The sequence below is a fragment of the Kocuria rhizosphaericola genome (assembly GCF_044462205.1).
GTDB classification, from domain to species: domain Bacteria; phylum Actinomycetota; class Actinomycetes; order Actinomycetales; family Micrococcaceae; genus Kocuria; species Kocuria rhizosphaericola.
In genome coordinates this window covers 23,253-46,934 of sequence record NZ_JBISWK010000101.1, presented here as the reverse complement: position 1 = coordinate 46,934, position 23,682 = coordinate 23,253, and the positions used below count along the sequence as shown (strand labels likewise).

Here is a 23,682-nt window from a genome sequence, read left to right as displayed (position 1 = left end):
CCGACGGCGGCACCGTTGTCCTGCGCCCCGGAACCGACCCGGGAAAGGACGACGCGATGGACCCGCAGCACCGGATCGGCGACGACGCCGAGCGGTCGGTCATGCGGACCGCCCTGCACGCGGCGGCTCGCGGCCCGCGCGGGGCCAATCCTCTCGTGGGCGCCGTCCTCGCCGACGCCGAGGGCCGGATCCTGCACGTCGGCCACCACCGCGGGGCGGGAACCGTCCACGCCGAGGTCGACGTCCTGGAGCGCGCCGTGTCCGCCGGCACCGAGCTGCGCGGCACCACCATGTTCGTGACCCTCGAGCCGTGCAACCACTGGGGCCGCACCGGCCCGTGCGCCGAGGCGATCGTGGAGGCGGGCGTGCCCCGGGTGGTCTACGGCGCCCCCGACCGCACGCTCGCCGCCGCCGGCGGAGCCGCCACCCTGCGGGCCGCGGGGATCGAGGTCCGGGCGGGGCTGCTGGCCGAGGAGGCGGAGCGGCTCAACGACCGCTGGGGCGAGACGATGCGCGCCCAGCGTCCGTTCGTGACCCTCAAGGTCGCCCAGAGCCTCGACGCCCGGATCGCCGCCGCGGACGGGACCAGCCGGTGGATCACGTCGTCGCCGGCCCGCGAGCACGGCCACGACCTGCGCGCCCGTGCCGACGCCGTCCTCGTGGGCAGCGGCACGGTCCTGGCCGACGACCCCCGGCTCACCGCCCGCACCGGCGACGGCGGACCCGTCCCGCGGCAGCCCCTGCGCGTGGCCATGGGTCTGCGCCCCGTGCCGGCGGACGCCGCGATCCGCGGGACCGACGGGCGCTTCCGGCACGTCGCGACCCACGACCCCCACTCCGCCCTGGCCGAGCTCTACGACGCCGGTGTGCGCCACGTGCTGATCGAGGGCGGGGCCACGGTGGCCGCGGGCTTCCTGCGCGCCGGTCTCGTCGACGAGCTCAGCCTGTACCAGGCGCCCCTCGTGCTCGGCGCGGGGCGGCCCGCCTTCGCGGAGCTGGGCATCGGCACCCTCGCGGACGGCTCCCGGTGGCGGCTCGACCCCGCCGGCGGAGGACCCGTGCAGCAGCTCGGCCCGGACCTGTGGATCCACCTGCGGCCCGTGCCCCCGGACTGAGCGGCGCCCGCGCCGGGCCACGACCAGAGACGTTCCGGGCCGAAGGGCCCGGGACCGAGAGACCGAAGACCGAGAGACAGAGGAAGCACCGCATGTTCACAGGAATCGTCGCCGGCCAGGGCACCGTGCGCTCGGTCGACCCCCGCCCGGACGGCACGAGCGCCCGCCTCCTCGTGGACGCCGGGCCGCTCGTCGCCGACCTGCCGCACGGCGGCTCCCTCGCCGTCAACGGGGTCTGCCTCACGGCCACCCGCACCGAGGAGATCGGCTCCGGGCAGTTCCTGGCCGACGTCATCGGCGAGACGCTCGTGCGCACCAACCTCGGGGCGCTGGCCGCGGGAGACACCGTGAACCTGGAGCGCTGCGTGCCCGCCGGGGGACGGCTCGACGGGCACGTGGTCCAGGGCCACGTGGACGGCACCGGCACGGTCTCGGCCCGGGAGGACCTGGGGGAGTGGGAGCGGGTCCGGGTCGCCGTGCCCGCCGAGCTGGCCCCGTTCGTCGCCGAGAAGGGCTCGATCGCCGTCGACGGCGTGTCCCTCACCGTGACGGCCGTCAGCGCGCCCGCGGCCACGGACCACTGGTTCGAGGTCGGGCTCATCCCGGCGACCCTCGCGGAGACCACCCTCGGGCGCCGCCCCGTCGGCGCCACCGTCAACCTCGAGGTCGACGTCCTCGCGAAGTACGCCCAGCGCCTGCTGGCCTTCGCCCGGACCGACAGCACCCCGGCGCCGGGGACGGCCCGGCCCACGGCAGGAGAAGGAGCATGATGCGGACCAGCAGCACCCACGAGGGAACGGGCCGTGGCGGGGACGGGACGACCGGGGAGATCCGGCTCGATGCCGTGGGCGCGGCCGTCGAGGCCATGGCCCAGGGGCGGGCCGTCGTCGTCGTGGACGACGCCGACCGGGAGAACGAGGGCGACATCGTGTTCGCGGCCGAGCACGCCACGCCCGCACTGATGGGCTTCACGATCCGGCACACCTCCGGGGTCGTGTGCGTGCCCATGACCGGCGCGCGGGCCGACGCGATGCGGCTGCCCCCGATGGTCGACGTCAACGAGGACTCGAAGGGCACCGCCTACACCGTCACGTGCGACGCCCGCCACGGGGTGAGCACCGGCATCAGCGCCGCCGACCGCGCGTTCACCGCCCGGGTGCTCGCCGACCCCGCGGCCGGCCCCGGGGACATCACCCGGCCCGGGCACATGCTGCCCCTGCGCGCCGCCGACGGCGGGGTCGCCGCCCGCCGCGGGCACACCGAGGCCGCCGTCGAACTGTGCTCCCTGGCGGGACTCGAGCCGGTCGGCGTGATCGCCGAGCTCGTCCACGACGAGGGCTCGATGATGCGCCTGCCCGCCCTGCGGGCCTTCGCCGACCGGCACGGCATCCCGCTCGTGAGCATCGAGGACCTGGCGGCGCACCTGCAGGAGGACCGCCGATGAGGCCGGACGCCCCCCTGGTCAGCTCCGAGCCCGTGGTCGTGCCCACGCCCGAGGGCCGTTTCGAGGTGATCGGCTGGCAGCTGCCGGGCGGGCCCGGGGACGCGGTCGCCGAGCACCTCAGCCTCACCGCGCCGTCCCCGGACCGCGTGCCCGTGGGCCGTCCGCCGCTCGTGCGGCTGCACTCCGAGTGCCTCACGGGGGACGTCTTCGGCTCCTACCGGTGCGACTGCGGGCCCCAGCTGCACCTGGCCCTGCGGCGGATCGCGGAGGACGGCGGCACCCTGCTCTACCTGCGCAACCACGAGGGCCGGGGGATCGGCCTGGTCAACAAGCTGCGCGCCTACAAGCTCCAGGACGGTGGGGCGGACACGGTCGAGGCGAACGAGCTGCTCGGCCTGCCCGCCGACGCCCGGGACTACACCGCGGCGGCGGCCATCCTGCACCGGCTCGGGCTGACCCGGATCCGCCTGCTGAGCAACAACCCCGCCAAGGCCGAACGCCTGGCCGACCTGGGGATCGACGTCGTCGCGATGGTGCCCAACGAGGTGCCGGCCCGCCCGGAGAACCACGACTACCTCGTGACCAAGCGGGACCGCATGCGGCACCGCCTGCGCCACGTCGACGACAGCACCGCCCACCAAGCCGGAGCGGCCGGCCCCGCCGGCCGGGCCGCCGGCACCGCCGACAGCACCACCGACAGCACAGGAGACCTCACCCCATGAGCGGACACGGAGCCCCCGACATCGACCTCAGCACCGCCGACGCGAGCGGTCTGCGCGTCGCCGTGGTCGCCTCGAGCTGGCACACGGTGATCATGGACGGGTTGCTCGACGGCGCCCGCCGCGCGCTGGCCGACGCGGGCGTGCGGGACGCGTCGGTCGTGCGCGTGCCCGGAAGCTTCGAGCTGCCCGTCGCCGCGGCGCGCCTCGCCCCGGGCCTGGACGCGGTGGTGGCCCTCGGCGTGGTCGTGCGCGGCGGCACCCCGCACTTCGACTACGTGTGCTCGGCGGCCACGCAGGGCCTCACGGACGTGTCGGTGCGCACCGGGGTGCCCGTGGGCTTCGGCGTGCTCACGTGCGACACCGAGCAGCAGGGCCTCGACCGCGCCGGGCTCGAGGGCTCCCAGGAGGACAAGGGCTACGAGGCCACGACCGCCGCGGTGCAGACCGCGCTGCTGCTGCGCTCCCTCGGCGTCTGAGCCGCGCTCCGCGCGCCGTGCGGGCCCCGGCCGGTCGGGAGGCCGTCGCGGACCCATTACCCTGGTAGTCGTGAAAACCTTCGAGACCCTCTTCGCCGAGATCAGCGACAAAGCCGAGACCCGACCGGAGGGCTCCGGCACGGTCCGGGAGCTCGACACCGGCGTGCACGGCATCGGCAAGAAGGTCGTCGAGGAGGCCGCCGAGGTCTGGATGGCCTGCGAGTACGAGACGTCGGAGCAGGCCGCGGAGGAGATCTCGCAGCTGCTCTACCACGTGCAGGTGATGATGGTTGCGAAGGGCCTGCGGCTCGAGGACGTCTACCGCCACCTCTGAGCGCCCCGCCGCACCGGCGTCCCCGCCCCACCGAAGCCCCTGAGCCGAGAAGGAACCCCATGCTGCGTGTCGCAGTGCCCAACAAGGGCGCCCTGTCCGAGTCCTCCGTCACCATGCTCAAGGAGGCCGGCTACCGGCAGCGCCGGGACTCCCGCGAGCTGGTGCTCGTGGACCCCGAGAACAACGTCGAGTTCTTCTACCTGCGGCCCCGGGACATCGCGGTGTACGTGGGCGGGGGCATCCTCGACGTCGGGATCACCGGCCGGGACCTGCTCCTGGACTCCGGCGCCCACGCCGACGAGGACCTGGGGCTGGACTTCGCCCGGTCCACGTTCCGCTTCGCCGGACCGGCGGGAGAGTTCTCCTCCATCGCCGAGCTGGCGGGCCGGCGGATCGCCACGAGCTACGACGGCCTGCTGCGCGACTACCTCGCCGAGCGGGGAGTGGAGGCCTCCGTGGTCCGCCTCGACGGCGCCGTGGAGTCCTCGATCCGGCTGGGCGTGGCCGACGCGATCGCCGACGTCGTGGAGACCGGCAACACCCTGCGCGCCGCGGGCCTGCAGGTCTTCGGCGAGCCCATCATGACCTCCGAGGCGCTGCTCATCCGCAGCCGTGCCGCGACCGAGCCCGAGGGCCTGGCCGTGCTGCGGCGCCGTCTGCAGGGCGTGCTCGTGGCCCGGCAGTACGTGCTGATGGACTACGACGTCGCCGAGGAGTACGTCGAGGCCGCCACCCAGATCACCCCCGGCATGGAAGGGCCCACCATCTCCCGGCTCGGCCGCGGCAACGCCTGGGCCGTGCGTGCCATGGTCCCCAAGTCCGAGACCAACAAGGTCATGGACGCCCTCTACGACGTCGGGGCCCGCGCCATCCTGGTCTCCCCGATCCAGGCCGCCCGGATCTGATCCCGCCCGCCCGTCCCATACCCGCAGCCGAGGAGGTGCCGCCCGTGGGCGTTGCCGTACGTGTCATCCCGTGCCTGGACGTCGACGCCGGTCGAGTCGTCAAGGGCGTGAACTTCGAGAACCTGCGCGACGCCGGTGACCCGGTGGAGCTCGCCAAGCGCTACAACGAGGCCGGCGCGGACGAGCTGACCTTCCTCGACGTCACGGCGTCCTCGGCGGCCCGGGCGACGACCTTCGACGTGGTCTCCCGGACCGCCGAGCAGGTCTTCATCCCGCTCACCGTGGGCGGCGGCGTCCGCGCGGTCGCCGACGTCGACCGGCTGCTGCGCTGCGGCGCGGACAAGGCGTCCATCAACACCGCCGCGGTAGCCCGTCCCGCCGTCATCGACGAGATCACCGGGCACTTCGGCAGCCAGGTGCTCGTCCTCTCCCTCGATGCCCGGCGCACGGGCAACACCCCCTCGGGCTTCGAGGTCACGACGCACGGGGGACGCACGCTGACCGGACTCGACGCCCTGGACTGGGCGCAGGAGGCCGAGGACCGTGGCGTGGGCGAGATCCTGCTCAACTCCATGGACGCGGACGGCACGCAGGAGGGATTCGACCTGGAGATGATCCGCGCCGTGCGCGCCCGGGTGCACGTGCCCCTGATCGCCTCCGGCGGCGCGGGCGCCCCCGAGCACTTCCCGCCGGCCGTGGAGGCGGGCGCCGACGCCGTGCTCGCCGCCTCGATCTTCCACTTCGGGCCCGTCCACGCCATCGGCGAGGTCAAGGACGCGCTGCGCGCCGCGGGCCACGAGGTCCGCTGAACTGCCCCGTAGCCCGGGGAGGCCACCGGGCGTAGAGTCGACAGTGAGCTGACGACAGTCGCTCGACAGGCCGACCACGAAGGAGTCCACCGTGGGACTGAACAGCATCATCAGGAACGTCACCGGGCGAGGCGGCGGGGGGACCACCGGGCGAGCCGGCGGAGGTCGCCGTGCCACCCGCGGGATGAACACCGCGGGACAGGCGGGCGCGGGCAGGTCCGGCGGCCGCGGTCTCGGCGGCAAGCTGCGGGGCCTCCTCAACCGCCGCTAGGACACCGCAGGCGAGCGGCCCCGTCCCGGGGCCGCTCCCGCACGTGTGCGGAGGCCCCGCGTCCGAGCCCTCCGGCTCAGCCGCCGTTGCGGCACGTCTCGTCCAGCCACTCCCGCACGGGGGCGAGCGCCTCGTCGAGCGCCTGCCCGTCGAAGCGTGCCGACGGGTCCTCCGCCAGGGTCTCGCCGTAGGAGTCGACCAGCAGCTGCACCCGCGCGAGGTCCGCGGCCAGCGCCGGGGGAGCGGCCTCGAGCACCGCCTCGACCTCGTCCTCGACGTCCTGGACCTCCGCCACGCTCGGACCGGCCGAGAGGCCGGCCGGCAGGAGGGCGAGCGCCAGGAGGTCGTCGGCGACCGCCGCGCACGCCTCGCGCCGGTCCGGATAGGCGCCCCACCGGCCGTGCCCGGCGGGACCGGGCGTCCCTGCGGGGGAGGTCGCCGGCGTGGCCGTGGGCGCCGTGCCCGGAGGGGAGCCGGTCGGGGGACCCGGTGTGCCGGGACTCCCGCACCCGCCGAGCAGCACGACGACGAGCGCGGCCGCCGCCGTGCCCGGGGTCGCGCGCCACCGCGCCGTCATCGTCCTGGGATGCATCGTCCTGGTGTCCCGCCCGCCGTCGCCGAACTGGTCCTGCTCCCACCATAGGCCCCGCGGCCCGCCCCCGGCAGGGCCACGGGCGCGCCGACGGACGCCCCTCGGCCGCCGGGCCTCCTATCCTGGAGCCCGGTGGGCCGGGAGGAGGTCGAACGTGCGACTCGTCGTCGTCGCCGCCCGGGCCTGTGCCCTGGCGGTCGCGGTCTGGGCCCTGGTCTCCCGGTCCGACTGCGCCTTCGTGACGCGCACCTGCCTGGGGTCGAACCTGTTCAGCTACTTCACGATCCACAGCGCCGTCCTGCTGGTGGTGGCCGTGCTGCTGGCCCTGCTGTACACCGCCGCCCGGGCCGAGGAACCGGGCTGGCTGACCGGGCTGCGGGCGATGGCCACCACCTACACCGTGGTCTCCGGGACGGTGTTCGGGGTGCTGCTCGCCAACGCGGAGCTGTTCGGCTACCTCTTCCTCGTCCCGCGGTCCTCGCAGGTGCTGCACTTCGTGCTGCCCGCCTACGCCGTGGCCGACTTCCTGCTGGCGCCGGGGCGCCGGCGGCTGCGCTGGGCCTCGACCTGGGCGTCCACCGTGTTCCCTGCGCTGTGGGCCGTGTACACCCTGGTCCGGGGGCAGATGGTGGGGTGGTACCCGTACTTCTTCCTCGACCCCGCCCTCGTGGGCGGCTACCGGGCGGTGGGCACCTACGCCCTCGGGCTGTCCGTGCTCATCCTCGCGGTGTCCTTCCTGACCGTCGTCGCCACGCGGCTGCCCACGCTCCCGTCGGGCCCGCCGGACCGGCCGGAGCCGCCGGCGTCCGACTGACGGCTCCGGCGGGCCCGGGCGTGCGACCCGGCCGGCGGCGCGGGGCGTGCGGACGGTCGATAGGATGGGTGGCGATGAGCGAGCAGACCCCCGACACCGGAACCGACGCCCTGGACCCCGCCGTGGCCCGGCGGCTCAAGCGCGACCCCGAGGGCCTCGTGGCCGCCGTGGTGCAGCAGCACGACACCAAGGAGGTGCTGATGCTGGGCTGGATGGACGACGAGGCCCTGCGCCGGACCCTCACGGAGGGTCGCGTGACGTTCTGGTCCCGCTCCCGCCAGGAGTACTGGCGCAAGGGCGACACCTCCGGGCACGTCCAGACCGTGCACAGCGTGAGCCTCGACTGCGACGGCGACGCCCTGCTCGTCCGGGTCGACCAGACCGGCGCGGCCTGCCACACCGGCACCCGCAGCTGCTTCGACGGCCGCGACCTCGGCGCCGTCGACGCCCTCTGACCCACCCCCCCCCGCTCCGTACTCCCGTCCGCCACCAGGAAGTCAGGTCGACACCCATGCAGGACCTGGGCACCATCAGTCCCACGCTCGAGGAGTTCCGCGCGCTCGCCGCGGAGCGCCGCGTCATCCCCGTCCGCGTCAAGGTCCTCGCGGACGCCATGACCCCGATCGGGCTCTACCGGGCGCTCGCGCTCGAGGACGGTGCGGCACGGCCGGGCACGTTCCTCCTCGAGTCCGCGGCCGAGGGCGGGGTGTGGTCCCGCTACTCGTTCATCGGCGCGAACTCCCGGGCCACGCTCACCGCCCGGGACGGCGAGGCGCACTGGATCGGGCAGGCCCCGGCCGGCGCCCCCACCGGCGGCAACCCCGTCGAGGCGTTGCGGGACACCATGGCGCTGCTGCACACGGAGCGCTTCGCCGACGTCCCCCCGCTGACGTCGGGGCTCGTGGGCTTCGTGGGCTGGGAGGCCGTGCGCCGCTGGGAGAAGCTCCCGCACCCGCCCGAGGACGACCTGCGCATCCCCGAGCTGGCCATGAACCTGGTCTCGGACATCGCGATCCACGACAACACGGACGGCACCGTGATGCTCGTGGCCAACGCGATCAACTTCGACGACACCGACGAGCGCGTCGACGAGGCCTGGGCCGACGCCGTGGACCGGGTGCACGCGATGCTGGAGAGGCTCGCCCGGCCCCTCGGCCACGTCACGGCCTCGACCCTCACGGGCACCGACGAGATCCGCGGGGACCTGGAGTCGAAGGTCGACCAGAGCTGGGACCGCACCCTGTTCATGAACTCCATCGTGGAGGGCAAGAAGGCCATCGTGGACGGGGACATCTTCCAGGTGGTCGTCTCCCGACGCTTCGAGACCGGGTGCACGGCCGACTCCCTCGACGTCTACCGGATGCTGCGCGCCATCAACCCCAGCCCGTACATGTACCTGTACAGCTTCGAGGACGCCGGGGGACGTCCCTTCTCGATCGTGGGCTCCTCCCCGGAGGCGCTCGTGACCGTCACGGGCGACCAGGCCGTGACCCACCCCATCGCCGGGTCCCGCCCGCGGGGGCGCACGGTCGAGGAGGACCTCGCGCTGGAGCGGGACCTGCTCCAGGACGAGAAGGAGCGCTCCGAGCACCTGATGCTCGTGGACCTCGCCCGCAACGACATCTCCAAGATCGCCGTCCCGGGCTCCGTGGAGGTCACGGAGTTCATGGAGGTCGAGCGCTTCAGCCACATCATGCACCTGTGCTCCAACGTCGTCGGCCGGATGCGCCCGGACGCCACCGCCTACGACGTGCTCGCCGCGACGTTCCCCGCCGGGACCCTCTCCGGGGCGCCCAAGCCGAGGGCCCTGCGCCTGCTCGACGAGTACGAGCCCCTGCGCCGCGCCGTCTACGGAGGCGTGGTCGGCTACCTCGACTTCGCGGGGGACATGGACATGGCCATCGCCATCCGCACGGCGCTGCTCGTCGACGGCAAGGCCTACGTGCAGGCCGGCGGCGGGATCGTCGCGGACTCGGACCCCGAGACCGAGGCCCTCGAGTCCCTCAACAAGGCCACCGCGCCGCTGCGGGCGGTCATGCTCGCCGAGCGGCTGCACGCCCTGGACCTCGACCGCGTGGCCGTGCCGGAGACGGGTGCCGGACGTGCCTGAGGCTCGCGGGTCCCTGCCGGCGGCGCTGTCCCGGCGGTCCACGGTGGTGCTCGCCACGCTGGTCGCCGCCCTGGCCGTGTTCGCCTGCTCGGCGGCCACGTGGATCTCCGCCACGGTGCAGACCACGCTCCAGCCCGTGACCGTGGACGTCGCGGGGTCCGAAGCCGCCCCGGCCGTCACCGCCCTCGGCCTCGTCGCGGCCGCCGGCGCCCTCACCACGGCGATCTCCGGGCGGGTCCTGCGCGCGGTGGTGGCCGCGGTGGTCCTGCTCGCCGGCCTCGGCGCCCTGGCCGCGTCCGTGGCGGTGCTGGCCGACCCGGCCGCCGCCGCGCAGACCACCGTGGGCGAGACCACCGGCATGATCAACGCCGGCGGCGACTTCGCCGTGACCGTCTGGCCGTGGCTCGCCGCGGCCGCCTCGGCGCTCGTGGCGCTGTGCGGCGCCTGGGTCCTCGTGGCGGGACGGTCGTGGACCGCGGCCCGGCGCTACGAGCGCTCCGGGGCGGACGGATCCCCGGCCGGGGCGGCCCGCCCCGGCGACGAGATCGACTCGTGGGACGCCCTCACCGAGGGCCGCGACCCCACCGCCTGAGCACCGCGCCCGCGCCGGGGCGTCCCCGCCACCGCGGGGGACCGGACGTCCCCGAGCCCCGTGGGGCGTGCGCGGGCGCGGCCCGAGGGGTGGCACAATGGTGCGGGACAGACTGTCAGCAACCGCCGCGCCCCGCCGGGGCCGTGCGAGCGGAGCCGGCCGGCTCCGGCAGGAACATCGGGAGTGCAACAACATGGCAAACGGAAACGAGATCGTCCTCGACCACACCGGCTTCGTGGGGCACGGCAACACGCTGGCCGCGTGGGCGACCGTGGGCATCATGTCGGTGGGCGTCATCGTCGGCGTGGTGGGCTTCACCGTGGGCAGCACTGCCGTGCTGATCGTGGGCATCGTGCTCGTCGTCGTCGGGCTCGTCGTCGGGGCCGTGCTCAGCAGGATGGGCCACGGCAGCAGCTCCGAGCAGCGCAAGCACGAGGCCCGCAACCACCAGGGCTGAGACCGGGCCGGCGCGAGCCGGCCACGGGAGCGCGGCCCGCGCACGACCCGACCGGTCGTCGTGAGGGACCGGTCGCCGTCCCCGCCCGGTCCGGGCGCGGCCCGCACCCCACGAACGCACCAGCGCGGCCAGCGCCGCCGAGAGGACAGGAAACCATGTCGCAACAGAGCACCGGGACGGTCCTGGACGCCATCATCGAGGGCGTCCGGGCGGACCTGGCGGAGCGCCGCGAGCGCGTCGGCCTCGACGAGCTCCGCCGCTCGGCCGCCCAGCGGCCACCGGCCCTGGACGCCGAGTCCGCGCTGCGGGGACCCAGCGCGGACGCCGTGCAGGTCATCGCCGAGGTCAAGCGCTCGAGCCCCTCCAAGGGTGCGCTCGCCCCGATCGACGACCCCGCGCGCCTGGCCGCGGCCTACGAGCACGGCGGCGCCTCGGTCATCTCCGTGCTCACGGAGCAGCGACGCTTCAACGGCTCCCTGGCGGACCTCGACGCCGTGCGCGCGGCCGTGCGCGTGCCCGTGCTGCGCAAGGACTTCACGGTCGACGAGTACCAGATCTGGGAGGCACGCGCCCACGGCGCGGACCTCGTGCTGCTGATCGTCGCCGCCCTCTCCGACGAGGAGCTGCGCCGCTTCCTCGAGCTGACCCACGAACTGGGCATGCACGCCCTGGTGGAGACGCACACGCCCGAGGAGATCGAGCGCGCGGTCGCCGTGGGCGCCCGCATCGTGGGCGTCAACGTCCGCAACCTCAAGACCCTCGACACCGACGTCGGTACCTTCGGGCGGCTCGCCGGCCTCCTGCCCCAGGACGCGGTGCTCGTGGCAGAGTCCGGGGTCGAGGGCGAGGAGCAGATCGCCCTCTACGCCTCGCACGGGGCCAAGGCCGTCCTGGTGGGCGAGGCCCTCGTGCGCAGCGCCGAGCCCGCCGCGACCATCGCGGGCTTCCGCGCGGCCGGTGCGGCCGCCCGGGCCGGGCGGCGGGTCCCCGAGGCGGAGGCGGAGGCCGTCGCCGCGGAGGCGTCCTCCCTGCGCGAGGCCCCCGGGCCGTACTTCGGGGACTTCGGGGGCCGGTGGATGCCAGAGTCCCTCATCGCCGCCCTCGACGAGCTGACGGACGTGTTCGAGAAGGCGAAGGCCGATCCGGAGTTCACCGCGGAGTTCCAGCGGCTCTCCCGTGACTACTCCAACCGGCCCTCCCTGCTGACGGAGGCCCAGCGCTTCGCCGCCGAGGCCGGGTGCCGGATCTTCCTCAAGCGGGAGGACCTCAACCACACCGGCTCGCACAAGATCAACAACGTCCTGGGCCAGGCACTGCTGGCCCGGCGGATGGGCAAGACCCGGCTGATCGCCGAGACCGGCGCCGGCCAGCACGGCGTGGCCTCGGCCACCGCGGCAGCCCTGTTCGGGATGGAGTGCGTGGTCTACATGGGGGAGGAGGACACCCGGCGGCAGGCCCTCAACGTGGCGCGCATGGAGCTGCTGGGCGCCACCGTGGTGCCCGTGACGAACGGCTCCCGCACGCTCAAGGACGCGATCAACGAGGCCCTGCGGGACTGGGTCGCCTCCGTCGAGCACACCCACTACCTGCTGGGCACCGCCGCGGGACCGTATCCGTTCCCCGCGATGGTCCGCTACTTCCACGAGCAGATCGGCGAGGAGACCCGCGAGCAGATCCTGGCCCAGGCCGGGCGCCTCCCGGACGCCGTCGCGGCCTGCGTGGGCGGCGGGTCGAACGCGATCGGCATCTTCCACGGCTTCCTGGACGACCCCTCGGTGGAGCTGTACGGCCTCGAGGCCGGAGGGGACGGCGTGGAGTCCGGACGCCACGCCGCCACGATCTCCCTCGGCCGCCCCGGCGTGCTGCACGGCGCCCGGACCTACCTCATGCAGGACGAGGACGGGCAGACGCTCGAGTCCCACTCGATCTCCGCGGGCCTGGACTACCCGGCCGTGGGCCCCGAGCACTCCTACCTGCACGACATCGGACGGGCCCGCTACGAGGCGATCACCGACGTGGAGGCGATGGAGGCCTTCCGGCTGCTGTGCCGCACCGAGGGCATCATCCCCGCCATCGAGACCTCCCACGCCCTGGCCGGGGCGCTGAAGATCGGCCGCCGCTGGGTCGAGGAGCTCGGGCCGGAGGCGGCCGCCGAGAAGATCGTCGTGGTCTCCCTCTCGGGTCGCGGCGACAAGGACGTGGCGACCGCCGCGGAATGGTTCGGGATGCTCCCGGACGACAGCGCCGAGGCTGAGCTCGGCGAGAAGGGCGAGCGACTGTGAGCACCACCCGACACGAGACCTCCGGGGCGGACCTCGCCTCCCGCCTCCTGCCGCCGGGGCTGAGCCCCGACCCCGGCTCGCCGCTGGCGGCCCGCATCGCCGAGTGCCGCGACCAGGGCCGGCCGGCCCTGGTCGGCTACCTCCCCGCGGGCTTCCCCACCGTTGAGGAGTCTGTCGAGGCGGCCGTTGCCCTGGGCACCAACGGCGCGGACGTCATCGAGATCGGCATCCCCTACTCGGACCCGGTCATGGACGGGCCGGTCATCCAGCACGCGACGACGACGGCCCTCGCCAACGGCTTCCGGGTGGCGGACGCGTTCCGCGTGGTCCGGGCCGTGGCCGAGCGCACCGACGCGGTGCCCGTGGTGATGACCTACTGGAACCCCGTCCTGCAGATGGGCGTCGACACGTTCGCCCGGCGGCTCGCCGAGGCCGGGGGAGCGGGGATCATCACCCCGGACCTGATCCCCGACGAGGCCGCGGAGTGGTTCGCCGCGTCCGCGGCCCACGGCCTGGACCGGATCTTCCTGGTGGCGCCCTCCTCCTCCCGGGAGCGGCTCGACCTGGTGGTCAAGGCCTCGAGCGGCTTCGTCTACGCGGTCTCCGTGATGGGCGTCACCGGTGCCCGGGACGCCGTCTCCGACGTCGCCGAGCAGCTCGTCGCGGACACGCGAGCGGCCGGGGCCCAGCACGTCTGCGTGGGCCTGGGCGTCTCCCGCCGGGAGCACGTCGAGGAGATCGGCGCGTACGCGGACGGCGTCATCGTGGGCACCGCCCTCGTGCAGGCACTGGCCGACGGCGGCCCCGAGGCCGTGGGCGCACTGGCCCGGGAACTGGCCGGGCGCGCCTGATAGCGTGACGGGCGGCCCGCTCCCGCGCGGGGGCGGGCCGCCCGTCCCGACCACCCCACGAGCCGAGGCCCCACCGCATGCTGCTGAGCGCCGTTCCCCCCGTGCCCGCCCTGATGAGCGCCCCGCTCCGGCAGGGCATCCCCTCCCCGGACTGGTCCGGTTTCTCGGTCGGCCCGCTGACCGTGCACGCCTACGCCCTGTGCATCCTCGCGGGCATCGCGGCGGCGCTGTGGTTGACCACGCGCCGCTGGGCGGCCCGGGGGCTGGACCCGGAGATCGTGTGGGACATCGTGATGTGGGCCGTGCCCGCCGGGATCGTGGGCGCCCGGGTCTACCACGTGCTGGTCACCGACCCGGCCGGCTACTTCGGCCCGGGCGCGGATCCTCTCGACGCCCTGCGGATCTGGGAGGGCGGCCTCGGGATCATCGGGGCCGTGGCGTTCGGGGCCCTGGCCGCGTGGTGGGTGTGCCGGCGGCACGGGATCTCCCTGGCGGTCTTCGCCGACGCCGCGGCGCCCGGCCTGCTCCTGGCACAGGCGATCGGGCGCTGGGGCAACTGGTTCAACCAGGAGCTCTTCGGCCGGCCCACCACCCTGCCGTGGGGACTCGAGATCGACCCCGGCAGCGCCAACTTCCCCGCCGGGCTGCCGGCGGACACCCTCTTCCACCCCACGTTCCTCTACGAGTCCCTGTGGAACCTGCTCGGCGTGGTGCTGCTGCTGGCCCTGGACCGGAGGTTCCGCCTGGACGGGGGCCGCCTGTTCGCCCTCTACCTCGTGCACTACGGCATCGGGCGGATGCTCATCGAGCTCTTCCTGCGGATCGACCCGGCCCTCATGGTGCTCGGACTGCGCGTGCACGTGTGGACCTCCCTGGGGGTCGTCCTGCTGGGGCTGGTCCTGTTCGCGGTGGTCGTGCTCCGGCGCCGCAGGGCCCGTGGCGACGCAGTGGAGGCCTCGCGCGCCTGACCGTGCGCCCGGCCCCGGCCCCGGCCCCGGCACCGGGTCCCTTCTCCGAGAGTTTTCAGAGCTGTAACATCCGAGTGCTAGATTCTTCTGGCGCCTGACCGGCGGACGGGTGAACCACGTCGACCGCTCCGGCGCACGCCACGATCGTCCATCGTCGGACATTCCTGGAACGGGGCCCTTCCGCCGCCCGGCACCTCCACGACCACTGCTCGGGGATGCCGGCGGCAGCTCACGATCCGGCGGCACCTCCCGACCGGAGCCCTGCCGCGGGGGCCGCTCCTGTTGACCGCATCCCATGGTGAGGAGACGTCAGTCATGACCTCTACCCCGGCCGGCACTCCCGGTGACAATTCTGCCCAGGACGGCACGGACCCCCGTCCGGCCGCGCCCGCCGAGACCGCACAGGAGCAGGCGGCGTCCCCGTTCGAGCAGTTCTCGAACGCGCCGGAGGAACAGGGCCTCTACCATCCGGACGAGGAGAAGGACGCCTGCGGCCTCGCCGTGGTCGCGACCCTCAACGGCACCCCGACCCACGAGATCGTCGACGCCGCGCTGACGGCCCTGCGCAACCTCGAGCACCGCGGCGCCGTGGGCGGCGACGAGGGCACCGGGGACGGCGCCGGGCTGCTGACCCAGCTCCCGGACGCGTTCTTCCGCGCCGTGCTGGACTTCGAGCTGCCGCCCCTGGGCGGCTACGCCGTGGGCACCGCCTTCCTCCCGCACGGCGGGGAGAACGCGGAACGGATCCAGGGCGCCCTCGAGGAGCTCGCGCGCTCCGAGGACCTGCAGGTCCTCGGCTGGCGGCCCGTGCCCGTGGCCGAGTCCGTGGTCGGCAAGTCCGCGCGCGAGGTCATGCCCTGCTTCGTGCAGCTCTTCGTGGCCGAGACCACCCCGGAGCCCGCGGACGAGGCCGCCCGGCGGCGGCTGGACCAGAAGGCGTTCCGGCTGCGCAAGCGCGCCCAGAACCGGTCCGGCGTCTACTTCCCCTCGCTGTCCTCGCGCACGATCGTCTACAAGGGCATGCTGACCACCCAGCAGCTGGAGCCCTTCTACCCGGACCTCTCCGACGACCGGTTCACCACCGAGCTCGCGATCGTGCACTCCCGGTTCTCCACCAACACCTTCCCCTCGTGGCCGCTGGCCCAGCCCATGCGCACGCTCGCGCACAACGGCGAGATCAACACCGTCAAGGGCAACCGCAACTGGATGCGCGCCCGCCAGTCGCAGCTGAAGTCCCCCCTGCTGGGCCGCAACCCCGAGGAGCTGTTCCCGATCTGCTCGGAGGGCGCGTCCGACTCGCAGTCCCTGGACGAGGTCGCCGAGCTGCTCGTGCTCTCCGGCCGGCCCGTCACCCAGGCCATGATGATGATGATCCCGGAGGCCTGGGAGAACCACGAGACCATGGACCCCGCCCGCAGGGCGTTCTACCGCTACCACGCCTCCTTCATGGAGCCGTGGGACGGCCCGGCCGCCGTGGCCTTCACCGACGGCGTGCAGGTCGGTTCGCTGCTGGACCGCAACGGCCTGCGCCCCGGCCGGTTCTGGGTCACGGACGACGGCCTGGTCGTCTTCGCCTCGGAGGTCGGCGTCGTCGACATCGGGGACCGCAAGATCGTGCGCAAGGGCCGGGTGTCCCCGGGCACGATGTTCCTCGTGGACACCGCCCAGCGGAGGATCGTCGAGGACGCCGAGATCAAGTCGCAGATCGCCTCCTCCGCCCCGTGGGAGGAGTGGGCCGACGGCAACATCGTCGACATCACCGACCTCCCCGAGCGCGAGCACATGATCCACCCCCGCTCCTCCATCACCCTGCGCCAGAAGACCTTCGGGTACACGCAGGAGGAGCTGAAGATGATCGTCGGGCCCATGGCGGCCAAGGGAGCCGAGCCGATCTACGCGATGGGCACCGACACCCCGATCGCCGTGCTCTCCGAGAAGTCCCGCACCCTGTTCGACTACTTCGTGCAGTCCTTCGCCCAGGTCACCAACCCGCCGCTGGACGCCATCCGGGAGGAGCTCGTCACGAGCCTGCGCGGGTCCGTGGGGCCCACCGGGAACCTGCTGACCACGGAGCGGGTGCGCACCCGCCAGATCGCCGTGGACTTCCCGGTGATCGACAACGATCAGCTGGACCAGTTCCTGCACATCGAGGGCGAGGACGGGATGCCCGCCGCCCTCAAGGTGCGGGGCCTGTACCGGCCCGACGGCGGCGCGGAGTCCCTGCGCGCCCGGATCGCGGAGATCTGCGAGAAGGTCTCCGCGGCCGTGGCCCGCGGCGTGGAGTACGTCATCGTCTCGGACCGCGACTCCAACGGCGCGTGGGCGCCGATCCCCTCGCTGCTGCTGACCTCGGCCGTGCACCACCACCTCCTGCGCTCGGCGACCCGCACCAAGGTGGCGCTGGTCGTGGAGGCGGGCGACGTGCGCGAGGTCCACCACGTGGCGCTGCTCATCGGCTACGGCGCGTCCGCCGTGAACCCGTACCTGGCGATGGAGTCCGCGGAGGAGCTGGTGCGCTCGGGCGACCTAACCGGGATCACCACCGAGCACGCGGTGCACAACCTGATCAAGGCCCTGGGCAAGGGCGTGCAGAAGATCATGTCCAAGATGGGCATCTCCACCGTGTCCTCCTACTGCGGGGCCCAGGTCTTCGAGGCGCTCGGCCTGTCGCGGGAGCTCGTGGACGACTACTTCACGGGCACCCACACCCAGATCGGCGGCATCGGCCTCGACGTGATCGCGGAGGAGACCGCGTCCCGCCACCGCCGGGCGTACCCCTCCGACGGCGTGACCGAGCCCTACCGGGACCTCGAGACCGGCGGCGAGTACGACTGGCGCCGGGACGGCCCGCCGCACCTGTTCAACCCGCAGACCGTCTTCCGGCTGCAGCACGCGACCCGCACCGGCCGCTACGACATCTTCAAGTCCTACACCAAGCTCGTGGACGACCAGACGAAGAAGCTGCTGACCCTGCGCGGGCTGCTCGGTTTCGCCACGGACCGCAAGCCCGTGCCGCTCGAGGAGGTCGAGCCCGTCAGCTCGATCGTCAAGCGCTTCCAGACCGGGGCGATGAGCTACGGCTCCATCTCCCAGGAGGCGCACGAGACCCTGGCGATCGCCATGAACCGGCTCGGCGCGAAGTCCAACACCGGTGAGGGCGGCGAGGACGTCGAGCGGCTGCTCGACCCGCGGCGTCGCTCGGCGATCAAGCAGGTGGCCTCCGGGCGGTTCGGCGTCACGAGCCTGTACCTGACCAACGCCGACGACATCCAGATCAAGATGGCCCAGGGCGCCAAGCCCGGCGAGGGCGGCCAGCTCATGGCCCAGAAGCTGTACCCGTGGATCGCCCAGACGCGGCACTCCACCCCGGGCGTGTCCCTGATCTCGCCGCCGCCGCACCACGACATCTACTCGATCGAGGACCTGGCGCAGCTGATCTACGACCTCAAGCGCTCCAACCCGCGGGCCCGCGTGCACGTGAAGCTGGTCTCCGAGATCGGCATCGGCACCGTGGCCTCCGGTGTCACCAAGGCCAAGGCCGACGTGGTGCTCGTCTCCGGGCACGACGGCGGCACCGGCGCGGCCCCGCTGAACTCCCTCAAGCACGCCGGCGCCCCGTGGGAGCTCGGCCTCGCCGAGACCCAGCAGACGCTGATGCTCAACGGGCTGCGGGACCGGGTGGTCGTCCAGGCGGACGGTCAGATGAAGACCGGCCGGGACGTGATCGTCGCCGCGCTGCTCGGCGCGGAGGAGTTCGGCTTCGCCACGGCCCCGCTGATCGTCGAGGGCTGCATCATGATGCGCAAGTGCCACCTGGACACCTGCCCCGTGGGCGTCGCCACCCAGAACCCGGAGCTGCGCCGGCGGTTCACGGGCAAGGCCGAGCACGTGGTGAACTTCTTCGAGTTCATCGCCGAGGAGGTCCGGGAGTACCTGGCCCAGCTCGGGTTCCGCTCGATCGAGGAGGCCGTCGGGCACGCCGAGGTCCTCGAGACCAAGGACGCCATCGACCACTGGAAGGCGCACGGGCTCGACCTCTCGCCGATCCTGCACTCCACGGTGCTCGAGCACCGGGGCGCCGCGGTGCGCAACATGCGCGGCCAGGACCACGAGCTGGAGAAGCACTTCGACAACGAGCTGATCCGGCTCTCCCGGGCCGCCCTGGAGAAGCGGGAGCCCGTGCGGATCCAGCAGCACATCATCAACACGGACCGGGCGGTCGGCACGATGCTCGGCCACGTGGTGACGAGGACGTTCGGCACGGACCTCCTCGCCCACGACACGATCGACGTGACGCTCACGGGCCAGGCCGGCCAGTCCCTCGGCGCGTTCCTGCCGCAGGGCATCACCCTGCGGCTCGAGGGCGACGCCAACGACTACAGCGGCAAGGGCCTGTCCGGCGGGCGGATCATCGTGCGCCCCGAGCGGGACGCGGTGTTCGAGGCCTCCGAGAACGTCATCGCGGGCAACGTCATCGGCTACGGCGCCACGAGCGGGGAGATCTTCCTGCGCGGCACCGTGGGCGAGCGGTTCCTGGTGCGCAACTCGGGCGCCACCGCGGTGGTCGAGGGCATCGGCGACCACGGCTGCGAGTACATGACCGGAGGCACCGCCCTGGTGCTCGGCCGCACCGGGCGCAACTTCGGTGCCGGCATGTCCGGCGGCGTCGCCTACGTCATCGACCTCGCCGAGACCTCCGTCAACAAGCAGGCGCGGGACAGCGGCGAGCTGCAGCTGCTGCCGCTGGACGAGGCGGACGCAGAGACCGTGCTGGCGCTCATCACGAAGCACGCCGAGGAGACCGGATCCGAGCTCGCGGACCGTCTCCTGGCCGACCCGGTGGCAACGCTCGGGCGCTTCATCAAGGTCCTGCCGCGGGAGTACGCCGCCGTGCAGGGCATCCGCGAAGAGGCCCGGAGCCAGGGGCAGGACCCCGACGGCGACGACGCCTGGCACAAGATCCTGGAGGTGACGACCCGTGGCTGATCCGCGCGGTTTTCTGAAGGTGACCGAGCGCGTCGACCGCCCCAAGCGGCCGGTGCCGGTCCGGATCATGGACTGGAAGGAGGTCCAGGAGGCCCAGGACCGCGGGGTCCTGCAGCAGCAGGCCGGGCGGTGCATGGACTGCGGGATCCCCTTCTGCCACGAGGGCTGCCCCCTCGGCAACCTGATCCCCGAGTGGAACGACCTCGTGTGGCGCGGCCTCGACGCGGAAGCGGTCGAGCGGATGCACGCCACCAACAACTTCCCGGAGTTCACCGGGCGGGTCTGCCCGGCGCCGTGCGAGTCCTCGTGCGTGCTCGGCATCAACCAGCCGGCCGTGACCATCAAGCAGATCGAGTACTCGATCGGCGAGATGGGCTTCGACGAGGGCATCATCAAACCGTTCGTCCCGCAGCGCCTGGTCGGCAAGACCGTGGCGGTCGTGGGCTCCGGGCCCGGCGGCCTCGCCGTGGCCCAGCAGCTGACCCAGGCCGGGTTCACGGTGGCGGTCTACGAGCGCGACGACCGGATCGGCGGCCTGCTGCGCTACGGCATCCCCGACTTCAAGATGGAGAAGGAGGTGCTCGACCGCCGCCTGGACGTGATGCGCGCCGAGGGAACCCGCTTCCGCCCGGGGGTGGAGATCGGCAAGGACATCACCTGGGACCAGCTCAAGCGCCGCTACGACGCCGTGGTCGTCGCCACCGGCGCCACGCGGCCGCGGGACCTGCCGATCCCGGGCCGGGACCTCGACGGCGTCCACTTCGCGATGGACTACCTGGTGCAGGGCAACCGGGTGGTGGCCGGCGACGAGGTCGAGGACCAGATCTCCGCCGCGGGCAAGAACGTCATCGTCCTGGGCGGCGGCGACACCGGCTCCGACTGCATCGGCACCGCCAACCGCCAGGGCGCGGCGTCGATCACGTCCCTGGCGATCGGGCGGAAGCCGGCCGCGGACCGCTCCGACGCCGACCCGTGGCCCATGATGCCGAGGGTCTTCGAGGTCTCGACCTCCCACGAGGAGGGCGGCGACCGCACCTACATGGCCTCCACCGTGGAGTTCGTGGGGGAGGACGGCAGGCTCACCGGCCTGAAGGTCGCCGAGACCGAGTACCTGCCCGACGGGCGGCGCGCGCCGAGGGACGGCACGGAGCGGGTGATCCCGGCGGACCTGGTCTTCCTGGCGCTCGGCTTCACCGGCAACGAGTCCGAGGACATCACGGAGCAGATCGGCGCCGAGCTGGACGGCCGGACCAACCTGGCCCGCGACGACCGCTACATGACCAGCGTGGACGGCGTGTTCGCGTGCGGCGACGCCGGCCGCGGCCAGTCCCTGGTCGTGTGGGCGATCGCCGAGGGCCGCGCCTGCGCGGCCGCCGTCGAACGGTTCCTCATGGGCTCGACCCGTCTGCCGGAGCCGGTGGCCCCCACCGACCGGGCCATCGACCTCAGCCTGTAGCACGGCACCACGGCGCGGGCCGCGCCCCTCCCCGAGGGGTGCGGCATGCGCCGTCGCACGTCCGCGGCCGGACGGCGGCCCGGGCGCCTCGACACCGGCGACGGCGTTGATAGGCTGGACACGACCTCCCCGCCCCCGGGCGGACATCCAGGCAGTGCGGCCGGGAGCTGCGTCGTGTCCTTCGCGACGCAGCCCCCGGCCGCAGTGCTGTGCACGTCCTCCCCGGTGGCACCCCTCGACCCAAGGCGGCACACATGCGACGAGCAAAGATCGTGGCCACGATCGGCCCGGCCATCTCCTCCTACGAGAACCTCTCCCAGGCGATCCGGACCGGCATGAACGTGGCCCGGCTCAACATGAGCCACGGCGACCACTCCGTGCACGACTCGTCCTACGAGAACCTGCGGCGCGCCTCGGCGGACGCTGGGCAGACGGTCGCGATCCTCGCGGACCTCCAGGGACCGAAGATCCGGCTGGGCCGCTTCGCGGACGGCCCCCACGAGCTGCTCCCCGGCGACGAGTTCTCCATCACCGTCGACGACGTCGAGGGCACCGCGAGCCTGTGCTCCACCACGCACAAGGCCCTGCCGGGCGACGTCAACGTGGGCGACCCGCTGCTCATCGACGACGGCCGGGTGGCCCTGCGCGCCACCGCCGTCTCGGACACCACCGTGACCACCGAGGTGGTCGTGGGCGGGCCGGTGTCCAACAACAAGGGCATCAACCTGCCCGGCGTGGCCGTGAACGTCCCCGCCCTGTCCGACAAGGACGAGGACGACCTGCGCTGGGCGCTGCGCCGCGGCGTGGACCTGATCGCCCTGTCCTTCGTGCGCGACGCCAAGGACATCGTGCGGGTGCACGAGATCATGGACGAGGAGGGCCGGCGGCTGCCGGTGATCGCCAAGATCGAGAAGCCGCAGGCGGTGGACGCCCTGCACGAGATCATCGACGCGTTCGACGGCATCATGGTGGCCCGTGGTGACCTCGGCGTGGAGCTGCCGCTCGAGCAGGTCCCGATCGTGCAGAAGCGCGCCATCGAGCTGGCCCGGCGCTGGGCCAAGCCCGTGATCGTCGCCACCCAGGTGCTCGAGTCGATGATCGACAGCCCGCGCCCCACCCGGGCCGAGGCCTCCGACTGCGCCAACGCCGTCCTCGACGGCGCGGACGCGGTGATGCTCTCCGGGGAGACCTCCGTGGGCAAGTACCCGATCGAGACCATCGAGACGATGGCCCGCATCATCGAGGCCACCGAGTCCCAGGCGCTCGAGCGCGTCCCGGCCCTCGGCACGGAGCCCCGCACCCGCGGGGGTGCGGTGACCCGCGCGGCGGTGACCATCGCGCGGCAGCTCGACGTCAGCTACCTCTGCACGTTCACCCAGTCGGGGGACTCCGCCCGCCGGCTGTCCCGGCTGCGCCCGTCCCACCCGATCCTGGCCTTCACCCCCGAGCCCCTCGTCACGGCGCTCATGTCCCTGCTCTGGGGCGTGCAGCCCATCCAGGTGGCGAAGGTCGACCACACGGACGAGATGACCCGGCAGGTCGACCTCCACCTCCAGGAGCAGGGACTGGCGGGCAAGGACGACCTCGTGGTGATCTGTGCCGGCTCGCCCCCCGGGGTCGCCGGCACCACCAACCTCGTCAAGGTGCACCGCGTGGGCGACGTCGCGGACGCCGGCGAGCTGCTGGGCGGCCGGCAGCGTGAGCACGTGGGACCGTGGCGCGAGTCCTGACGGGGCCCGCGGGCATGACCCCCGAGGAGCACTCCCGGGACCTGCGCGAGCACGGCGTCCCCGAGGAGCTGCACGCCGCCTTCCCCGGCCACGGGATGGGCGGGCTCGCCCGGGCGATGGGCATCCGGTTCACGGAACTCACGCCCGGGCGGTCGGTCGCCACGATGCCGGTCGAGCCGAACACCCAGCCGGGCGGGATCCTGCACGGGGGAGCGCACTGCGTCCTGGCCGAGACCCTCGCGTCGACGGCGGCGAGCGTGCACGCCGGGCCGGGGAGGTACGCGGTGGGCGTCGACGTCAACGCCACGCACCAGCGCGGCGTGGCCTCGGGGACGGTCACCGGCACGTGCACCGCCCTGCACCTGGGGGCCACGCTCACCGTCCACGAGGTCGTGATGACCGACGACCGGGGGCGGCGGCTGTCCACGGCCCGCGTCACGAACCTGGTGCGGGAGCGGGGACCCGCGGACTGACGGCACGAGGGTGGGACGAGAAGACCCCGGACCGTCGGTCCGGGGTGCTGGTGCCCAAGGTGGGACTCGAACCCACACTCCAGTGGAACCGCATTTTGAGTGCGGCGCGTCTGCCAATTCCGCCACTTGGGCCCGCGGTCGCAGTCCGCGCCGCCTCGGGAGGCCGGCTCCTGCGCTCGACCACTCTACAACAGTTATAGGGTGGGGCTGATCGGGCGGGACGCGCGGGGCCGGGGAGACGGGCGCCGCCGGCACCGCGACCCCGGTGGCCCGCGCGGCGCGGGCCACGACGCAC

22 protein-coding genes and 1 tRNA gene are annotated in these 23,682 nt (G+C 73.4%); 21 read left to right on the top strand and 2 right to left on the bottom strand.

Features of this window, described 5'->3' with window-relative positions; genetic code table 11:
* Positions 1-56 precede the first annotated feature (56 nt).
* From ribD to ACH9D2_RS10525, 9 genes are all read left to right on the top strand, one after another.
* Entirely contained in the window at positions 57-1,115 is a 1,059-nt protein-coding gene (gene ribD / locus ACH9D2_RS10565; RefSeq protein ID WP_396362789.1) for a bifunctional diaminohydroxyphosphoribosylaminopyrimidine deaminase/5-amino-6-(5-phosphoribosylamino)uracil reductase RibD, read from the top strand.
* 92 nt (positions 1,116-1,207) lie between these two features.
* Positions 1,208-1,885, top strand: coding sequence for a riboflavin synthase (locus ACH9D2_RS10560; RefSeq protein WP_396362788.1), 678 nt, complete (start codon positions 1,208-1,210; stop codon positions 1,883-1,885).
* Positions 1,885-2,559 (top strand): 3,4-dihydroxy-2-butanone-4-phosphate synthase, encoded by a 675-nt coding sequence (gene ribB, locus ACH9D2_RS10555; RefSeq protein WP_396362798.1) that lies wholly within the window; start codon positions 1,885-1,887, stop codon positions 2,557-2,559. The genes ACH9D2_RS10560 and ribB overlap by 1 nt, the downstream gene beginning before the upstream one ends.
* On the top strand, positions 2,556-3,281 hold the full coding sequence (locus ACH9D2_RS10550) for a GTP cyclohydrolase II RibA (protein WP_396362787.1): 726 nt from the start codon (positions 2,556-2,558) through the stop codon (positions 3,279-3,281). The genes ribB and ACH9D2_RS10550 overlap by 4 nt, the downstream gene beginning before the upstream one ends.
* Positions 3,278-3,757 (top strand): 6,7-dimethyl-8-ribityllumazine synthase, encoded by a 480-nt coding sequence (gene ribH / locus ACH9D2_RS10545; protein WP_396362786.1) that lies wholly within the window; start codon positions 3,278-3,280, stop codon positions 3,755-3,757. The genes ACH9D2_RS10550 and ribH overlap by 4 nt, the downstream gene beginning before the upstream one ends.
* A gap of 70 nt (positions 3,758-3,827) precedes the next feature.
* Positions 3,828-4,091 carry a phosphoribosyl-ATP diphosphatase gene (locus tag ACH9D2_RS10540; protein WP_396362785.1) on the top strand — a complete coding sequence of 88 codons (264 nt, stop codon included), beginning with the start codon at positions 3,828-3,830 and terminating at the stop codon, positions 4,089-4,091.
* Between the two features lie 59 nt (positions 4,092-4,150).
* The gene (hisG, locus tag ACH9D2_RS10535; RefSeq protein WP_396362784.1) at positions 4,151-4,996 is read left to right on the top strand and encodes an ATP phosphoribosyltransferase; all 846 of its coding nucleotides are present in this window, start codon (positions 4,151-4,153) and stop codon (positions 4,994-4,996) included.
* 44 nt (positions 4,997-5,040) lie between these two features.
* Positions 5,041-5,805 carry an imidazole glycerol phosphate synthase subunit HisF gene (hisF, locus tag ACH9D2_RS10530; protein ID WP_396362783.1) on the top strand — a complete coding sequence of 255 codons (765 nt, stop codon included), beginning with the start codon at positions 5,041-5,043 and terminating at the stop codon, positions 5,803-5,805.
* A 91-nt stretch (positions 5,806-5,896) separates the two neighbouring features.
* Positions 5,897-6,076 carry a hypothetical protein gene (locus tag ACH9D2_RS10525; protein ID WP_396362782.1) on the top strand — a complete coding sequence of 60 codons (180 nt, stop codon included), beginning with the start codon at positions 5,897-5,899 and terminating at the stop codon, positions 6,074-6,076.
* A 76-nt stretch (positions 6,077-6,152) separates the two neighbouring features.
* On the opposite strand, the gene ACH9D2_RS10520 is transcribed toward ACH9D2_RS10525, so the two are convergent.
* Complete coding sequence (locus tag ACH9D2_RS10520) at positions 6,153-6,668, bottom strand: hypothetical protein (RefSeq protein WP_396362781.1); 516 nt, start codon at positions 6,666-6,668, stop codon at positions 6,153-6,155.
* A 154-nt stretch (positions 6,669-6,822) separates the two neighbouring features.
* On the opposite strand from ACH9D2_RS10520, the gene ACH9D2_RS10515 reads away from it, so the two are divergent.
* From ACH9D2_RS10515 to ACH9D2_RS10460, 12 genes are all read left to right on the top strand, one after another.
* The gene (locus ACH9D2_RS10515; protein ID WP_396362780.1) at positions 6,823-7,482 is read left to right on the top strand and encodes a Pr6Pr family membrane protein; all 660 of its coding nucleotides are present in this window, start codon (positions 6,823-6,825) and stop codon (positions 7,480-7,482) included.
* A gap of 74 nt (positions 7,483-7,556) precedes the next feature.
* On the top strand, positions 7,557-7,937 hold the full coding sequence (gene hisI, locus ACH9D2_RS10510) for a phosphoribosyl-AMP cyclohydrolase (protein ID WP_396362779.1): 381 nt from the start codon (positions 7,557-7,559) through the stop codon (positions 7,935-7,937).
* 56 nt (positions 7,938-7,993) lie between these two features.
* On the top strand, positions 7,994-9,592 hold the full coding sequence (locus ACH9D2_RS10505; protein ID WP_396362778.1) for an anthranilate synthase component I: 1,599 nt from the start codon (positions 7,994-7,996) through the stop codon (positions 9,590-9,592).
* Positions 9,585-10,184 carry a Trp biosynthesis-associated membrane protein gene (locus ACH9D2_RS10500; RefSeq protein WP_396362777.1) on the top strand — a complete coding sequence of 200 codons (600 nt, stop codon included), beginning with the start codon at positions 9,585-9,587 and terminating at the stop codon, positions 10,182-10,184. Before ACH9D2_RS10505 ends, ACH9D2_RS10500 begins: the two co-directional genes overlap by 8 nt.
* A gap of 193 nt (positions 10,185-10,377) precedes the next feature.
* The gene (locus ACH9D2_RS10495; protein ID WP_396362776.1) at positions 10,378-10,641 is read left to right on the top strand and encodes an HGxxPAAW family protein; all 264 of its coding nucleotides are present in this window, start codon (positions 10,378-10,380) and stop codon (positions 10,639-10,641) included.
* 155 nt (positions 10,642-10,796) lie between these two features.
* Positions 10,797-12,923, top strand: a complete 2,127-nt coding sequence (gene trpB, locus ACH9D2_RS10490; RefSeq protein WP_396362775.1) for a tryptophan synthase subunit beta — start codon at positions 10,797-10,799, stop codon at positions 12,921-12,923.
* A gap of 47 nt (positions 12,924-12,970) precedes the next feature.
* On the top strand, positions 12,971-13,774 hold the full coding sequence (gene trpA, locus ACH9D2_RS10485; protein ID WP_396362797.1) for a tryptophan synthase subunit alpha: 804 nt from the start codon (positions 12,971-12,973) through the stop codon (positions 13,772-13,774).
* Positions 13,775-13,851: 77 nt separating this feature from the next.
* Positions 13,852-14,742 carry a prolipoprotein diacylglyceryl transferase gene (gene lgt, locus ACH9D2_RS10480; RefSeq protein WP_396362774.1) on the top strand — a complete coding sequence of 297 codons (891 nt, stop codon included), beginning with the start codon at positions 13,852-13,854 and terminating at the stop codon, positions 14,740-14,742.
* 315 nt (positions 14,743-15,057) lie between these two features.
* On the top strand, positions 15,058-19,728 hold the full coding sequence (gltB, locus tag ACH9D2_RS10475; protein WP_396362773.1) for a glutamate synthase large subunit: 4,671 nt from the start codon (positions 15,058-15,060) through the stop codon (positions 19,726-19,728).
* On the top strand, positions 19,721-21,184 hold the full coding sequence (locus ACH9D2_RS10470; protein WP_396362772.1) for a glutamate synthase subunit beta: 1,464 nt from the start codon (positions 19,721-19,723) through the stop codon (positions 21,182-21,184). Before gltB ends, ACH9D2_RS10470 begins: the two co-directional genes overlap by 8 nt.
* Before the next feature lie 254 nt (positions 21,185-21,438).
* Positions 21,439-22,914, top strand: coding sequence for a pyruvate kinase (pyk, locus tag ACH9D2_RS10465; protein ID WP_396362771.1), 1,476 nt, complete (start codon positions 21,439-21,441; stop codon positions 22,912-22,914).
* 14 nt (positions 22,915-22,928) lie between these two features.
* Positions 22,929-23,387: a PaaI family thioesterase gene (locus tag ACH9D2_RS10460; RefSeq protein ID WP_396362796.1), complete on the top strand. Its 459-nt coding sequence runs from the start codon at positions 22,929-22,931 to the stop codon at positions 23,385-23,387.
* Between the two features lie 48 nt (positions 23,388-23,435).
* Here ACH9D2_RS10460 and ACH9D2_RS10455 read toward each other — a convergent pair.
* Positions 23,436-23,519, bottom strand: a tRNA-Leu gene (locus ACH9D2_RS10455).
* Between the last annotated feature and the right edge of the window lie 163 nt (positions 23,520-23,682).

Excerpts from the sequence above, each read along its gene's own strand:
- ribD (WP_396362789.1), top strand. The coding sequence starts at position 57 with ATGGACCCGCAGCACCGGATCGGCGACGACGCCGAGCGGTCGGTCATG.
- ACH9D2_RS10560 (WP_396362788.1), top strand. The coding sequence starts at position 1,208 with ATGTTCACAGGAATCGTCGCCGGCCAGGGCACCGTGCGCTCGGTCGAC.
- ribB (WP_396362798.1), top strand. The coding sequence starts at position 1,885 with ATGCGGACCAGCAGCACCCACGAGGGAACGGGCCGTGGCGGGGACGGG.
- ACH9D2_RS10550 (WP_396362787.1), top strand. The coding sequence starts at position 2,556 with ATGAGGCCGGACGCCCCCCTGGTCAGCTCCGAGCCCGTGGTCGTGCCC.
- ribH (WP_396362786.1), top strand. The coding sequence starts at position 3,278 with ATGAGCGGACACGGAGCCCCCGACATCGACCTCAGCACCGCCGACGCG.
- hisG (WP_396362784.1), top strand. The coding sequence starts at position 4,151 with ATGCTGCGTGTCGCAGTGCCCAACAAGGGCGCCCTGTCCGAGTCCTCC.
- ACH9D2_RS10520 (WP_396362781.1), bottom strand. The coding sequence starts at position 6,668 with ATGCATCCCAGGACGATGACGGCGCGGTGGCGCGCGACCCCGGGCACG.
- hisI (WP_396362779.1), top strand. The coding sequence starts at position 7,557 with ATGAGCGAGCAGACCCCCGACACCGGAACCGACGCCCTGGACCCCGCC.
- ACH9D2_RS10505 (WP_396362778.1), top strand. The coding sequence starts at position 7,994 with ATGCAGGACCTGGGCACCATCAGTCCCACGCTCGAGGAGTTCCGCGCG.
- ACH9D2_RS10495 (WP_396362776.1), top strand. The coding sequence starts at position 10,378 with ATGGCAAACGGAAACGAGATCGTCCTCGACCACACCGGCTTCGTGGGG.
- trpB (WP_396362775.1), top strand. The coding sequence starts at position 10,797 with ATGTCGCAACAGAGCACCGGGACGGTCCTGGACGCCATCATCGAGGGC.
- lgt (WP_396362774.1), top strand. The coding sequence starts at position 13,852 with ATGCTGCTGAGCGCCGTTCCCCCCGTGCCCGCCCTGATGAGCGCCCCG.
- gltB (WP_396362773.1), top strand. The coding sequence starts at position 15,058 with ATGACCTCTACCCCGGCCGGCACTCCCGGTGACAATTCTGCCCAGGAC.
- pyk (WP_396362771.1), top strand. The coding sequence starts at position 21,439 with ATGCGACGAGCAAAGATCGTGGCCACGATCGGCCCGGCCATCTCCTCC.
- ACH9D2_RS10460 (WP_396362796.1), top strand. The coding sequence starts at position 22,929 with ATGACCCCCGAGGAGCACTCCCGGGACCTGCGCGAGCACGGCGTCCCC.